At 59.4% G+C, this 14,531-nt stretch carries 12 protein-coding genes and 1 tRNA gene; all 13 read right to left on the reverse strand.

Going from position 1 to position 14,531, the window contains the following annotated elements; genetic code table 11:
• The 13 genes from pnp to ftsH all read right to left on the reverse strand — a co-directional run bounded on the left by pnp (position 1) and on the right by ftsH (position 14,279).
• On the reverse strand, positions 1 to 2,106 hold the full coding sequence (gene pnp / locus HNP49_RS08850; RefSeq protein WP_184682426.1) for a polyribonucleotide nucleotidyltransferase: 2,106 nt from the start codon (positions 2,104 to 2,106) through the stop codon (positions 1 to 3).
• A gap of 164 nt (positions 2,107 to 2,270) precedes the next feature.
• Positions 2,271 to 2,540 carry a 30S ribosomal protein S15 gene (rpsO, locus tag HNP49_RS08855; protein ID WP_095940111.1) on the reverse strand — a complete coding sequence of 90 codons (270 nt, stop codon included), beginning with the start codon at positions 2,538 to 2,540 and terminating at the stop codon, positions 2,271 to 2,273.
• 122 nt (positions 2,541 to 2,662) lie between these two features.
• A complete protein-coding gene (truB, locus tag HNP49_RS08860) occupies positions 2,663 to 3,580 on the reverse strand; it encodes a tRNA pseudouridine(55) synthase TruB (protein ID WP_184682428.1) in 918 nt (305 codons plus the stop codon).
• A 2-nt stretch (positions 3,581 to 3,582) separates the two neighbouring features.
• Complete coding sequence (gene rbfA / locus HNP49_RS08865; RefSeq protein WP_184682429.1) at positions 3,583 to 3,966, reverse strand: 30S ribosome-binding factor RbfA; 384 nt, start codon at positions 3,964 to 3,966, stop codon at positions 3,583 to 3,585.
• Positions 3,967 to 4,045: 79 nt separating this feature from the next.
• Positions 4,046 to 6,538: a translation initiation factor IF-2 gene (infB, locus tag HNP49_RS08870; RefSeq protein ID WP_184682431.1), complete on the reverse strand. Its 2,493-nt coding sequence runs from the start codon at positions 6,536 to 6,538 to the stop codon at positions 4,046 to 4,048.
• Positions 6,539 to 6,565: 27 nt separating this feature from the next.
• The gene (nusA, locus tag HNP49_RS08875; RefSeq protein WP_184682433.1) at positions 6,566 to 8,047 is read right to left on the reverse strand and encodes a transcription termination factor NusA; all 1,482 of its coding nucleotides are present in this window, start codon (positions 8,045 to 8,047) and stop codon (positions 6,566 to 6,568) included.
• A gap of 82 nt (positions 8,048 to 8,129) precedes the next feature.
• Positions 8,130 to 8,588 carry a ribosome maturation factor RimP gene (gene rimP / locus HNP49_RS08880; RefSeq protein ID WP_184682435.1) on the reverse strand — a complete coding sequence of 153 codons (459 nt, stop codon included), beginning with the start codon at positions 8,586 to 8,588 and terminating at the stop codon, positions 8,130 to 8,132.
• A gap of 266 nt (positions 8,589 to 8,854) precedes the next feature.
• Positions 8,855 to 8,940: transfer RNA gene (locus HNP49_RS08885), tRNA-Leu, on the reverse strand.
• Between the two features lie 9 nt (positions 8,941 to 8,949).
• Positions 8,950 to 9,333 carry a preprotein translocase subunit SecG gene (secG, locus tag HNP49_RS08890; protein WP_184682437.1) on the reverse strand — a complete coding sequence of 128 codons (384 nt, stop codon included), beginning with the start codon at positions 9,331 to 9,333 and terminating at the stop codon, positions 8,950 to 8,952.
• Between the two features lie 2 nt (positions 9,334 to 9,335).
• Positions 9,336 to 10,091 carry a triose-phosphate isomerase gene (tpiA, locus tag HNP49_RS08895; protein WP_184682439.1) on the reverse strand — a complete coding sequence of 252 codons (756 nt, stop codon included), beginning with the start codon at positions 10,089 to 10,091 and terminating at the stop codon, positions 9,336 to 9,338.
• A 65-nt stretch (positions 10,092 to 10,156) separates the two neighbouring features.
• Positions 10,157 to 11,497, reverse strand: a complete 1,341-nt coding sequence (gene glmM, locus HNP49_RS08900) for a phosphoglucosamine mutase (protein ID WP_184682441.1) — start codon at positions 11,495 to 11,497, stop codon at positions 10,157 to 10,159.
• A gap of 14 nt (positions 11,498 to 11,511) precedes the next feature.
• Positions 11,512 to 12,363 carry a dihydropteroate synthase gene (gene folP, locus HNP49_RS08905; RefSeq protein WP_184682443.1) on the reverse strand — a complete coding sequence of 284 codons (852 nt, stop codon included), beginning with the start codon at positions 12,361 to 12,363 and terminating at the stop codon, positions 11,512 to 11,514.
• Positions 12,364 to 12,371: 8 nt separating this feature from the next.
• Complete coding sequence (ftsH, locus tag HNP49_RS08910; RefSeq protein WP_184682445.1) at positions 12,372 to 14,279, reverse strand: ATP-dependent zinc metalloprotease FtsH; 1,908 nt, start codon at positions 14,277 to 14,279, stop codon at positions 12,372 to 12,374.
• Positions 14,280 to 14,531: the final 252 nt, after the last annotated feature.

Here is a 14,531-nt window from a genome sequence, read left to right on the forward strand (position 1 = left end):
TTAGACGCCAGAGGCCTCGGCAGCTTCAACGTCCTTCATGGACAGCTTGATGCGGCCACGGTTGTCGACGTCGAGTACCAGGACTTTGACCTGTTGGCCTTCCTGCAGAACGTCGGTGACCTTGTCGATGCGCTTGTCGCTGATCTGCGAGATGTGCAGCAGGCCATCCTTGCCCGGCAGGATGCTGATGAACGCGCCGAAGTCGACGATGCGCTCCACCTTGCCTTCGTAGATCTTGCCGATCTCGGCTTCGGCGGTAATGCCCAGTACGCGCTGACGAGCAGCTTCAGCGGCATCCTTGGTTTCGCCGTAGATCTTCACGCTGCCATCGTCTTCGATGTCGATGGAAGCCTTGGTCTCTTCGCAGATGGCACGGATGGTCGCGCCGCCCTTGCCGATGACGTCGCGGATCTTGTCCGAATCGATCTTCATCTGAATCATGGTCGGAGCATTTTCCGACAACTCGGCACGCGCGCTGCCGATGACCTGATTCATCTGGCCGAGGATGTTCAGGCGCGCTTCCAGCGCCTGCTCCAGGGCTTTTTCCATGATTTCTTCGGTGATGCCGTTGATCTTGATGTCCATCTGCAGGGCGGTGATGCCCTGAGCGGTACCGGCTACCTTGAAGTCCATGTCGCCCAGGTGGTCTTCGTCACCGAGGATGTCGGTCAGAACGGCAAACTTGTCGCCTTCCTTGACCAGACCCATGGCGATACCGGCAACCGGCGCCTTGACCGGAACACCGGCGTCCATCAGGGCCAGGGAAGCGCCACAGACCGACGCCATGGAGCTGGAGCCGTTGGATTCGGTGATTTCCGAAACCACGCGAATGGTGTACGGGAAGTCTGCCTGGCTCGGCAGCATGGCCTGTACGCCGCGACGGGCGAGACGGCCGTGACCGATTTCACGACGGCCAGCGCCGCCCATGCGACCACACTCACCAACCGAGAACGGCGGGAAGTTGTAGTGCAGCATGAAGCTGTCCTTGCGCTCGCCTTCCAGGGTATCGAGCAGCTGGGCATCGCGCGCGGTACCGAGGGTTGCAACGACCAGGGCCTGGGTTTCGCCACGGGTGAACAGGGCCGAACCGTGGGTCTTGCCCAGTACGCCAACTTCGATCTTCAGCGGACGAACGGTGCGGGTGTCGCGGCCGTCGATGCGCGGCAGACCGTTGACGATGTTCTCGCGCACGGTGCGGTATTCCAGCAGACCGAAGACATCTTTCACTTCGCCAGCGGAGAACTGACCTTCGCCCTCACCGGCGAACTTGGCCAGAACCTGATCACGCAGCTCGTCGAGACGGCTGTAGCGGTCCTGCTTGATGGTGATGGTGTAGGCCTGGGAGATGGCAGCACCGAACTCGGCCTTGATGGCGTTGACCAGCGCGGTGTTCTCGGCCGGAGCGCTCCAGTTCCAGGTCGGCTTGCCGGCTTCGGCAGCCAGTTCCTTGACCGCCTTGATCACGGACTGGAACTCTTCATGGGCGAACAGCACGGCGCCCAGCATCTGGTCTTCGGTCAGCTCTTCGGCTTCCGATTCCACCATCAGTACGGCGGTGTCGGTACCGGCCACGACCATGTCCAGGCTGGAGCTCTGCAGCTGCTCATAGGTCGGGTTGAGGATGTAGCCGATTTCCGGGTGGAAACCGACACGGGCGGCGCCGATCGGGCCGCTGAACGGAATGCCGGAGATAGCCAGAGCAGCGGAGGTACCGATCATGGCGGCGATGTCCGGATCGGACTTCTTGTTGGTCGACACCACGGTGCAGACAACCTGCACTTCGTTCATGAAGCCTTCCGGGAACAGCGGACGGATCGGACGATCGATCAGGCGCGAGGTCAGGGTTTCCTTCTCGGAAGGACGGCCTTCACGCTTGAAGAAACCGCCGGGGATACGGCCGGCGGCATAGGTTTTCTCTTGGTAATGCACGGACAGCGGGAAGAAGCCCTTGCCCGGATCGGCTTGCTTGGCGCCGACCACAGTCACCAGCACGGTAACGTCGTCCATGGTGACCAGTACGGCACCGCTGGCCTGACGAGCCATGCGGCCGGTTTCGAGGGTGACGGTCGACTGACCGAACTGGAATTGCTTGATGACCGGGTTCACGGTGTCTTTACCTTCTCTATTTGTGGCTCTTGGGGAAATCGCGGGCAGCTACGGGAATCGGACCCGACACCGTCCAAAACGCGGAAGACGGAAAGCCAGAAGCCGAAAGCAGGGTTTCCCCCACTTCCGGCTCCAGGCTTCCGCTCCAAATCTGCAACGCTAAATTAGCGACGCAGACCCAGGCGACCGATCAGGGCGCTGTAACGAGCAGTGTCAACGTTCTTCAGGTAGTCCAGCAGCTTACGACGCTGGTTCACCATGCGGATCAGACCACGACGGGAGTGGTGATCCTTGGCGTTGTCCTTGAAGTGACCCTGCAGCTTGTTGATGTTGGCGGACAGCAGGGCAACCTGCACTTCCGGAGAACCGGTGTCGCCTTCAGCGCGCTTGTAGTCGTTTACGATCTGGGCTTTTTCTTGAGCGCTCAGTGCCATGGTTAGGGCTCCTCTGAGTGAACAGGCCAGGGCTTTGACCCTGTGTTTTAAAGTGAGGAATGACCATGCCTGTTAACAGCCACCCTCGTTCCCCTGGCAGATCAACCCGCCAGCGGTTTCGGTCAGACTGACCGAATCAGTCGACGCGGGGCAATTCGCCCATCGTCTGTCACCTCACCGATACCGATGAAGCGTCCTTCGTGATCCTGTACCCGCAGCATGCCGAACTTCGGTGCTTCCGGTACGCGTACCGGCTGCCCATGCAACCAGTAGTAGGCGCTGTGCTCCGAGAGCTGTACCAGCGGCCAGTGCAGCAAACCCGCATCTGCCGGCAGGAGAAACGCATCCAGCGCTTCCGAGCCGCCCTCGGCATGGGCTTTCTCCAGCGTTTCCAGGCTTACGGCTTGGGCCAACACAAAAGGCCCGGCCTGGGTGCGTCGCAATTGCGCCACATGAGCACCGCAGCCCAGCACCTGACCGAGGTCTTCGACCAGGGTGCGAATGTAGGTGCCTTTGCTGCAGGCCACCTCAAGCGTCGCCAGTGGCGGCTCGAAGGCCTCTACATCGAGGCGCGATATAGTAACAGATCGCGCCTCGCGCTCCACTACCTCTCCAGCCCGCGCCAGCTTGTACAGCGGTTGACCATCCTTCTTCAACGCCGAGTACATGGGCGGTATCTGTTTGATATCACCACGAAAACCCACCAGCGCCTGCTCCAGTTCGGAGCGACCAACGGTCACCTCGCGGCGCTCAAGAACATCACCTTCGGCATCGCCGGTTGTGGTGGTCACCCCCAACTGCGCCACGGTGCGGTAGCCCTTGTCGGCATCCAGCAGGTACTGGGAGTACTTGGTCGCCTCGCCGAAACAGAGCGGCAAAACACCAGTGGCGAGCGGATCGAGACTGCCGGTATGACCGGCCTTCTCGGCATTGAGCAACCAGCGCACCTTTTGCAGCGCCTGGTTGGAGCTCATGCCCAGCGGCTTGTCGAATACGAGAATACCGTTGACTGCACGGCGAATACGTTTGACCTGGGCCACGCTCAGTCCTCGTCCTGCTGCTTACGACGATCCTCGGCCAGAGCCTGGTCGATCAGGGCGGACAGGTGCGCACCACGGGAGATGCTCTCGTCGTAGTGGAAATGGATCTGCGGCACGCTGCGCAGCTTCATCACACGCCCCAGCAACATGCGCAGGTAACCGGACGCATCGTTGAGGATATGCAGATTGCCACGCACCTTGTCCGCGTCGGTATCGCCCATCAGGGTGATGAACACCTTGGCATGGCCCAGGTCACGACTGACCTCGACGGCGGTGATGGTGACGAAGCCCAGGCGCGGATCTCTGACTTCGCGCGGAATCAGCACGGCCAGCTCTTTCTGCATCTGGTCACCGATACGCTGGGTGCGACTGTAATCTTTTGCCATTTTCCTTTACCTCATAAGCGGCAAACGCCCGACTCCGCAAACAGAGCGGAGCCGGGCGCTGCAGGGCGAACGAGCAACCTTACAGGCTGCGCGCCACCTGGACTTTCTCGAACACTTCGATCTTGTCGCCGACCTTGACGTCGTTGTAGCTCTTCACCGCGATACCGCACTCCATGCCGTTACGCACCTCAGACATGTCGTCCTTGAAGCGGCGCAGGGATTCCAGTTCGCCTTCGAAGATCACCACGTCGTCACGCAGCACACGGATCGGACGATTACGGTGCACGACACCCTCGACCACCATGCAGCCGGCAACCGCGCCGAACTTCGGCGAGCGGAACACGTCACGCACTTCGGCGATACCCAGGATGTTCTCGCGCACATCGCTGCCAAGCATGCCGGTCAGGGCCTTCTTGACGTCTTCGATGATGTCGTAGATCACGTTGTAATAACGCATGTCCAGGCCTTCGGCCTCGACGATCTTGCGCGCACCAGCATCGGCACGGACGTTGAAGCCGAACAGCACGGCGTTGGAGGCCAGCGCCAGGTTGGCATCGGACTCGGTGATACCACCGACACCACCGCCAACCACGCGAACCTGCACTTCATCGTTGCCCAGACCGCTGAGCGAACCCTGCAGTGCTTCCAGCGAGCCACGGACGTCGGACTTGAGGACGATATTGAGCGTCTTCTTCTCTTCCTGGCCCATATTCTCGAAGATGTTTTCCAGCTTGCCGGCATGCGCGCGAGCCAGTTTCACTTCGCGGAACTTGCCTTGACGGAACAGGGCCACTTCACGGGCCTTCTTCTCGTCGGCAACTACGGTCATGTCGTCGCCCGCTTCCGGGGTGCCGTCCAGGCCGAGAATCTCGACCGGAATCGACGGACCGGCTTCCTTGATCGGCTTGCCGTTCTCGTCAAGCATGGCGCGCACGCGGCCATAGTTGACGCCGACCAGGACCATGTCGCCCTGACGCAGGGTGCCGTCCTGAACCAGCACGGTGGCTACCGGGCCACGGCCCTTGTCCAGGCGGGACTCGACGACCACGCCACGGCCCGGAGCCGACGGAGTGGCTTTGAGTTCAAGCACTTCAGCCTGCAGCAACACAGCTTCGAGCAGTTCGTCGACGCCGGTACCCATCTTGGCGGAGACATGAACGAACGGCGCATCACCGCCCCACTCTTCCGGGATAACGTCCAGAGCGGCTAGACCGTTCTTGATGTTGTCCGGGTTGGCATCGGGCTTGTCGATCTTGTTGACCGCAACCACGATCGGCACGCCAGCGGCTTTCGCATGCTGCACGGCTTCCTGGGTCTGCGGCATCACGCCGTCGTCCGCCGCCACCACCAGGATGACGATATCGGTCGCCTTGGCACCACGGGCACGCATCTGAGTGAACGCAGCGTGACCCGGGGTATCGAGGAAGGTGACCATGCCGCGATCGGTTTCGACGTGGTAGGCGCCAATGTGCTGGGTAATACCACCCGCTTCACCAGCGGCCACCTTGGCGCGGCGGATGTAGTCGAGCAGCGAGGTCTTACCGTGGTCAACGTGACCCATCACGGTCACTACCGGCGCGCGGGACAATGCCTCGCCTTCAAACTTCAGCGACTCAGCCAGTTGCTCTTCCAGGGCGTTCTCGCTGACCAGCTTGACCTTGTGCCCAAACTCTTCAGCCACCAGCTGGGCAGTTTCCTGATCCAGCACCTGGTTGATGGTCACCGGAGTGCCCATCTTGAACATGAACTTGACGATTTCCGCGCCCTTGATCGCCATCTGCGACGCCAGCTCGGCAACGGTAATGGTTTCGCCAATGTTGATATCACGCACGATGGGCCCCGTTGGGCTCTGGAACCCATGTTGATTGCGCTTCTTCAGCTTGGACTTGCCACCACGACCACCACGGCGGAAACCATCGGTCTCCTCGTCGGTGCTACGTGGCGCAACGCGCGGCGCCGGAACCTTCTCTTTCTCTTTGACCGAAGGACGGTGGGCCGTGTGCTTGCGATCGCGACGCTCATCCTCATCACGAGTCGGCGCCGGACGATCCGGCACGCGACGGACCTCTTCCTTCTTGCGGTCATCCAGCGGAGCGGCGGCAACCGCGTCAACGACAGGAGCGACCGTCGCAGCAACAGGAGCTGCGGCAGGAACCTGAGCCTGCCGGCTTGCCACCTCGGCAGCCTGCTTCTTGGCTTCTTCGACAGCCTTCTGGCGCGCCGCTTCCTCGGCAGCCTGCTGCTCGGCCAGCTCGCGCAGACGATCAGCTTCGAGCTCTTCCGGGCTGCGCTTGACGTAGGTTTTCTTCTTGCGCACTTCAACGCTGACCGTCTTACTACCAGCGACCCTCAGGGTCGTGGTGGTCTTGCGCTGCAGGGTAATCTTGCGCGGCTCTTCAACTTTCTCACCGTGGCTACCTTTCAGGTAGGCCAGCAGAGCCTGCTTCTCGTTATCGGTCACAACCTGGTCGGCGCTGGAATGCGACAGACCGGCCTCACGCATCTGCTGCAGCAGGCGCTCTACCGGCGTATCGACCACTTGGGCCAGTTCTTTCACCGTGACTTGCGTCATGCACTTCTCTCCTCGGACAGCGACCGCTTACTCAAACCAATGAGCGCGGGCTGCCATGATCAGCTTGCCGGCACGCGCTTCATCCATACCGTCGATCACGAGCAGGTCATCAATCGACTGCTCCGCCAGGTCCTCACGGGTAATCACACCACGCATTGCCAGCTCTGCAGCCAGCTCGCGGGTCATACCTTCCAGGCTGACGAGATCTTCGGCGGGATGGGCATCCGCCAGTTTTTCCTCTGTGGCGATCGCCTTGGTCAGCAAACGATCCTTCGCGCGGGCGCGCAGCTCATTGACGATGTCTTCATCAAAACCGTCGATATTGAGCATTTCTTCCATTGGCACGTAGGCGATTTCTTCCAGGCTGGTGAAGCCCTCTTCGACCAGCACTTGCGCCAACTCTTCATCCACTTCCAGTTCGTCGATGAACTGCTGGAGGATGTCGCCAGTTTCTTCCTGTTGCTTGGCCTGAATGTCCGCTTCGGTCATCACATTCAGGGTCCAGCCGGTCAGCTGACTGGCCAGACGCACGTTCTGACCGCCACGACCGATGGCCTGGGCCAGGTTGTCCTCGGCAACGGCGATGTCCATGGCATGGGCATCTTCGTCAACGATGATGGCAGCAACTTCGGCCGGTGCCATGGCATTGATCACGAACTGCGCCGGGTTGTCGTCCCACAGCACGATATCGACGCGCTCGCCACCCAGCTCGCCAGAAACGGCCTGGACACGCGAACCGCGCATACCGATGCAGGCGCCCTGCGGATCGATACGCTTGTCCTTGGAACGCACGGCGATCTTGGCTCGCGAACCCGGATCACGGGCTGCGGCCATCACGTCGATCAGCTGCTCGGCAATTTCCGGCACTTCGATGCGGAACAGCTCGATCAGCATCTGCGGCGCGGTACGCGACAGGATCAGTTGCGGACCACGGTTCTCGCTGCGAATTTCCTTCAGCAGGGCACGCAGACGGGCACCAACACGGAAGGTTTCACGCGGGATGATGTCTTCGCGGGCCAGCAGAGCTTCGGCGTTGTTACCCAGATCAACGATCACGTTGTCGCGGGTCACTTTTTTCACGGTACCGGAGATGATGTCACCGACGCGCTCGCGATAGGCTTCGACCACCTGGGCACGCTCAGCCTCGCGCACTTTCTGCACGATGACCTGCTTGGCGGTTTGCGCAGCAATGCGACCAAACTCGATGGAGTCGATCTTCTCTTCGACAACGTCGCCAATCTTGGCGCCGGCCTTGATTTCTTGAGCCTGCTCTACGGTCAGCTGGGCTGCCGGATTCTCCAGGTCATCTTCATCGACGACAGTCCAGCAACGGAAGCTCTCGTAGTTGCCGCTGTGGCGGTTGATTTCAACCCGCACTTCGACTTCGTCGTCGTAACGCTTCTTGGTGGCAGTCGCAAGCGCCAGCTCCAGCGCTTCGAAAATCACACTTGCCGGTACGCCCTTTTCATTGGACACCGACTCTACAACCAGCAGTACTTCTTTACTCATCGTACGCCTCGCCTATCTCAATCCGTTGGACCCGCGGAGTCCGCGCTCTGTGCGTGTTCAGCGCTGGCTGCGGAGCCGCGCTTCAATCAAACCGGGGAATGATGTTGGCCTTCTCGATGGAGTCGACCGGCAGCAGATACTCGTGCTCGTCCGCCTGGACAATCACATCCTGCTCCTCGACACCCTTCAGCAGACCCTGAAAGTTGCGACGCCCTTCAAATGGCGAACGCAGCTTGATCTTCACTTGCTCGCCAGCGTGTTTGGCAAACTGTTCAAGCGTGAACAGCGGCCGATCCATGCCTGGCGACGAAACCTCGAGGGTGTACTCGGAACTGATGGGGTCTTCCACATCCAGTACACCGCTGACCTGACGACTGACTTTTTCGCAGTCATCTACCTGAATGCCATTGGCATGATCGATATAGACACGCAGCAATGAATGTCGACCTTGGGAGATGAACTCAACCCCCCAGCATTCATAACCCAGCGCTTCAACGACCGGAGCCAACATGGCCTGCAACTGTTCCAGCTTGCTCGACACGTGAACCTCTCGTGCATGCCGTGAAAATAAAAAATGGGCGAAACGCCCATCCCATGTGCCGCCTGCATGACGACCAAAACTGTCCAGCTAGCAAAAAGCCCCTAAAAAGGGGCTTCGCGACCACTGGTGCGCGAGCCTGGCCTCCAGAACTGGAGCAACCCTGCACCGCAACAAAGCTGATGCGCAAGGATACAGCCCCACCGCCCTTTCGGTCAACCTGACGACCAGTAACGACAACGCCCGCATGCAGCGGGCGTTGTCTTGTATGGTACCGAGGAGGGGACTCGAACCCCTACAGCCTATGGCCACTACCACCTCAAGGTAGCGTGTCTACCAATTCCACCACCTCGGCAAAACCGTCTTACTGCCCCTCTGCGGGAGGAACATCGGAAGCCGCATCAGCCTTCGGCTTTTGCTCTTCCAGAACCGGAACATCAGATACTGCCGGAACTTCTTGCTTCTGCTCGAGCACTGCCGGATCCGGCAGGCCTGCACCACTCAACTCGTTAGCTTTCTCTTTAGCAAAGAAGGCTAAGCCCAAGCTGGTAATGAAAAATACGGCGGCGAGTATAGCAGTAAACCGACTCAGAAAGGTAGCAGAACCTTGGCTTCCGAATACAGTTGCCGAAGCACCCGCACCAAAGGATGCACCAGCATCCGCACCCTTACCCTGCTGCAGCAGCACCAGGACCACAAGGCCCAGCGCCATCAGCAGATGAATCACGACTACGATAGTCTCAAGCATTCTCAGTTTCCTGCGGCACGACAGATCGCACCAAACTCATCTGCATTTAGTGAGGCGCCACCAATAAGCCCCCCATCAATATCCGACATGCCGAACAACTCGACAGCATTGGCGGCCTTTACGCTACCGCCATAAAGCACGCGCAAACCGCGCGCTACTTCAGCATTCTCAGCCGCGACCTGAGCGCGGATCGCCGCATGCACTTCCTGAGCCTGCTGCGGCGTCGCAGTCAGACCAGTACCAATTGCCCACACAGGCTCATAAGCCACTACCGCGCGAGCAAAAGCACCAACACCCAGCTCTTCAATCACCGCACCCAGCTGACGCGAAACAACCAGCAGAGTCTCTCCCGCCTCACGCTCCTGCAGGGTTTCACCCACACAGAGAATTGGCTGCAATCCGCAGGATTGCGCTGCTTCGAATTTTCGCGCCACCTGCTGATCAGTCTCCCCCAGCACCATTCGGCGCTCGGAATGCCCAACCAGAACAAAGACACATTCAGCATCATGCAACTGGCTCGCAGCAACCTCACCGGTAAGCGCACCCTGCATCGGCTCAACCGAACAGTTTTGAGCACCTACCGCAATCGACTTGCCATGCAGCTCATGAACAACCTGCTGCAGATACAGACAAGGAGGCAAAACCGCGACCTCGACTCCTGCAGGCAACGCCAACTGACGGAGCCCTTTGATCAGCTCTGCGACGCTGGCGCGGGTACCGTGCATTTTCCAGTTACCAGCTACCAAGGGGCGACGCATGCTCTACCTCGTCGATCAAAGTGGGCGCAGATGTTACCCAAGCAAAAATGAACAGGCAAGAAAAATCAGGCACATACCTCAGCCACCAGACCGGCCAGCGACTCTGCATGGGCGCGCACCGCTCGCTCATCCTCACCCTCGACCATGACCCGCACCAACGGCTCGGTTCCAGACTTGCGCAGCAGCACACGCCCCTTTCCAGCCATAGCAGCAGTAACCTCGGCACACGCAACCTGAACCCGCTCATCAGCAACAGGATCATGAGCGCCGGCCTGGTAGCGGACATTGATCAGCACCTGCGGACACTTGTGCATGCCTTGGCGCGCCTCCGCCAAACTCTGGCCTGAGCGGCGCAGAGCCATGACCACCTGCAGCGCCGCAATGATTGCATCACCCGTAGTCGTGTGCTGGAAACACACCAGATGGCCAGAACCCTCGCCACCCAGCACCCAGCCACGCTCCAGCAGCTCAGCAATCACGTATCGGTCACCGACCTTGGCTCGCACAAAGGGGATGGCCAATTCCTGCAAGGCCAACTCCAACCCCAGATTGCTCATCAGCGTACCGACAACGCCACCCTCGAGGCGGCCACGCTCGTGCAGATCCCGAGCGATCAGGAACAGCAGCTCATCGCCATCCACTACGACACCCGCCTGATCAACCATCAACACACGGTCGCCATCACCATCAAAGGCAATCCCCAGATCGGCTTTTTGCGATACCACGGCAGCCTGCAGCGCCTCGACATGGGTCGAGCCACACTGATCATTGATATTCAGGCCATTGGGCTGAGCCGCAATTACCGAAACCTCAGCCCCCAGCTCGCGAAACACACTGGGCGCCACCTTGTAGGTCGCACCATGGGCGCAATCGAGCACCACCTTCAGACCAGCCAGATTGGTACTGGTCGGCACACTGCTCTTACAGAATTCGATATACCGGCCGGCAGCATCATTGATGCGGGAGGCCTTGCCGATCTGAGCAGACTCGACAACCGTCATCGGCTGATCCAGCAGCTCTTCGATCATCAACTCCACTTCATCCGGCAACTTGGTGCCCAGACTGGAAAAGAACTTGATGCCGTTATCATCGTGCGGGTTATGCGAAGCACTGATGACGATGCCCGCCTCAGCCTGAAAAGTCCGTGTCAGATAGGCCACTGCCGGAGTCGGCATGGGACCCAATAGCTGCACATCGGCGCCAGCCGCCGCCAACCCTGCCTCAAGAGCAGATTCGAACATATAGCCGGAAATGCGCGTGTCCTTGCCGATCAGGATGCGGCATTTTCCGTGCTTGCGGAACGCCATACCCGCCGCCCAGCCGAGCTTGAGCATGAACTCGGGAGTGATCGGAAATTGCCCGACATGACCGCGAATACCGTCGGTACCGAAATACTTTCTGCTCATTACTACTTCCTTATTTATTCAGCGCATCGCACCGCATCGATCATGCGCACGACATCGACCGTCTCAGCCACATCGTGGGCACGAATGATATGAGCGCCTTTGGCCACCGCCAAGGCCGCCAAAGCCAAACTACCGGGCAGACGATCTTCCACATCACGCTCCAGCACCTTGCCGATCATGCTTTTACGCGACACACCAACCAGCAAAGGACTACCCAGCTCATGCAGCAGCTCCATCTGACGAAACAGACTGAGGTTGTGCGCAAGCGTTTTGGCAAATCCAAACCCCGGGTCCACCAGCAGCTTATCTCTGGCAATACCGGCCTGCGCACAGGCCAACTGGCGCTCACGCAGAAAGCCCATCACATCAAGCAGCAAGTCGTCATAGACCGGATTGTCCTGCATGGTCTGTGGCTCACCATGCATATGCATGAGACACACAGCCATCCCACTATCAGCGGCCGCCCGCAGAGCCCCCTCCCGCTGCAGCGAACGAACATCATTTATAAGTCCAGCACCCAACCGACCACATTCACGCATCACCGCAGGTGTCGACGTATCCACCGACACCACGACATCCAGTTCTGCCACGATGCGCTCAACCACAGGCGCGACTCGCTCCATTTCCTCGAGTGGAGAAACCGGACGAGCACCTGGACGCGTCGACTCCCCACCTACATCGATCAAGGAAGCACCCGCCCTCACCATTGCCTGGGCATGGAGCAGGGCCGAATCCAGAGCGCTGTAGCGGCCACCGTCAGAAAAAGAGTCGGGAGTTACATTAAGAATGCCCATCACATGCGGATGGGCCAAATCAAGAATCCGGCTGCCACATGGCAGCCGGGTCGGACAGGACTGACTGATCATCGAAAGACTTAATGCTCGCCGGCCGGACCACCGATGGGCGTCTGCGGCATGTCTACTGGAGCGTCTGGCGCAGCCGAACTGCCCGAACCACCCTGCCAGTCACGCGGCTCGCGCGGTGGGCGCCCCTCCATGATGTCGCTGATCTGCTCGGCATCGATGGTTTCATACTTCATCAGTGCCTCAGCCATCAGATCTAACTTGTCACGATTTACCTCGAGCAGATGCCGAGCTTTACCGTAACTGTCATCAATGATGCGACGCACTTCCTGGTCAATCAGTTTGGCGGTTTCACCCGAAACATTCGTGTGCTGACTACCTGCACTGCGCCCCAGAAAGACCTCTCCCTCTTCTTCCGCATACATGAGCGGACCGAGCTTTTCCGACAAGCCCCACTTGGTCACCATGTTTCGAGCAATCTGCGTGGCACGCATGATGTCGTTGGAAGCACCCGTAGTGACGCCGTCAAAGCCCAGGGTCATTTCCTCAGCGATACGGCCACCAAACAGCGAGCATATCTGACTCTCCAGCGCCCGCTTGGACAGGCTGTAACGATCTTCCTCCGGCAGGAACATGGTTACACCAAGCGCCCGCCCACGTGGAATGATCGACACCTTGTAGACCGGATCATGCTCGGGAACCAGACGCCCGACGATAGCGTGGCCAGCCTCGTGATAAGCGGTATTGAGCTTTTCCTTGTCGGACATGACCATGGATTTGCGCTCGGCACCCATCATGATCTTGTCCTTGGCCAGCTCGAATTCCTTCATTTCTACCAGGCGCTTGTTGGCCCGCGCAGCAAACAGAGAAGCCTCATTCACCAGATTGGCCAGATCTGCACCGGAAAAGCCCGGAGTGCCCCGCGCGATAACGGCCGGATCGACATTGTCGCCCATCGGCACCTTGCGCATGTGCACTTTGAGAATCTGCTCACGACCACGGATATCCGGCAGGCCCACCACCACCTGGCGGTCGAAACGACCTGGGCGCAGCAACGCCGGATCCAGCACGTCTGGACGGTTGGTGGCGGCGATGACGATTATGCCGTCATTCATTTCGAAGCCGTCCATCTCCACCAGCAACTGGTTAAGGGTCTGCTCGCGCTCATCGTGACCGCCCCCCAGACCGGCGCCGCGATGACGACCAACCGCATCGATCTCATCAATGAAGATGATGCAGGGCGCATGTTTCTTGGCCTGCTCGAACATGTCGCGTACACGACTGGCACCGACACCGACGAACATCTCGACGAAATCGGAACCGGAAATGGTGAAGAACGGCACCTTGGCCTCACCAGCGATCGCCTTGGCTAACAGCGTCTTGCCGGTCCCCGGCGGGCCGACCATCAGCACGCCACGCGGGATACGCCCACCCAGACGCTGGAACTTGCCCGGATCGCGGAGGAATTCGACCAGCTCGCCGACCTCTTCCTTGGCCTCGTCACAACCGGCAACGTCAGCCAGAGTGGTTTTAACCTGATCTTCCGAGAGCAGGCGCGCCTTGGACTTGCCGAAGCTCATCGGCCCGCCCTTGCCGCCACCGCCGCCCTGCATCTGGCGCATGAAAAACATGAATACGGCGATGATCACCAGAATCGGGAAGCTAGCGACAAGCAACTGGGTCCAGATGCTCTGGCGCTCTGGCTGTTCACCAATGATCTTGACGTTATTGTCGAGCAGATCCTTGATCAGGCCACGATCCTCAATGGCCGGGCGCACAGTATCGAACTTGGTGCCATCCGCACGCTTGCCACTGATGATATAGCCGTTGACCGTCACCTCGGTGACTGCCCCCTGCTGCACCTGCTGGATGAACTCGGAATAGTTCAGCTTGCTGGCTTCAGTAGGGCTGGAGAAGTTGTTCATCACCGTCACCAGAACGGCTGCGATGATCAGCCACAGGATCAGGTTCTTTGCCATATCGTTCAATTCACTACCCTCTGAAGCTCGCCCCGTCCCGAGGCGCCACTCCGCATCACGGCTGGTTGATTACCCGCCTTAACTTACACCAAAGCCCTTCGCCCCGCAGGCACGCTCTGTAACGCTTTACTACCTGAAACCAGTCTAGGCCTCGCGAAAGCCACGAGCGAGCGGATATTGCTCATACCGGCAGTTACGCGACGGTAGGAATCAGCTCACCCTCGCCACACGACCCAAACACAAATATTGGGG

This window comes from Pseudomonas fluvialis, assembly GCF_014207935.1.
In the GTDB taxonomy this organism is placed as follows: Bacteria; Pseudomonadota; Gammaproteobacteria; order Pseudomonadales; family Pseudomonadaceae; genus Aquipseudomonas; species Aquipseudomonas fluvialis_A.

Coding starts and splice junctions, on each gene's coding strand:
- folP (WP_184682443.1), bottom strand. CDS start 12,363: ATGATCAGTCAGTCCTGTCCGACCCGGCTGCCATGTGGCAGCCGGATT.
- infB (WP_184682431.1), bottom strand. CDS start 6,538: ATGACGCAAGTCACGGTGAAAGAACTGGCCCAAGTGGTCGATACGCCG.
- glmM (WP_184682441.1), bottom strand. CDS start 11,497: ATGAGCAGAAAGTATTTCGGTACCGACGGTATTCGCGGTCATGTCGGG.
- rpsO (WP_095940111.1), bottom strand. CDS start 2,540: ATGGCACTGAGCGCTCAAGAAAAAGCCCAGATCGTAAACGACTACAAG.
- nusA (WP_184682433.1), bottom strand. CDS start 8,047: ATGAGTAAAGAAGTACTGCTGGTTGTAGAGTCGGTGTCCAATGAAAAG.
- rbfA (WP_184682429.1), bottom strand. CDS start 3,966: ATGGCAAAAGATTACAGTCGCACCCAGCGTATCGGTGACCAGATGCAG.
- tpiA (WP_184682439.1), bottom strand. CDS start 10,091: ATGCGTCGCCCCTTGGTAGCTGGTAACTGGAAAATGCACGGTACCCGC.
- ftsH (WP_184682445.1), bottom strand. CDS start 14,279: ATGGCAAAGAACCTGATCCTGTGGCTGATCATCGCAGCCGTTCTGGTG.
- secG (WP_184682437.1), bottom strand. CDS start 9,333: ATGCTTGAGACTATCGTAGTCGTGATTCATCTGCTGATGGCGCTGGGC.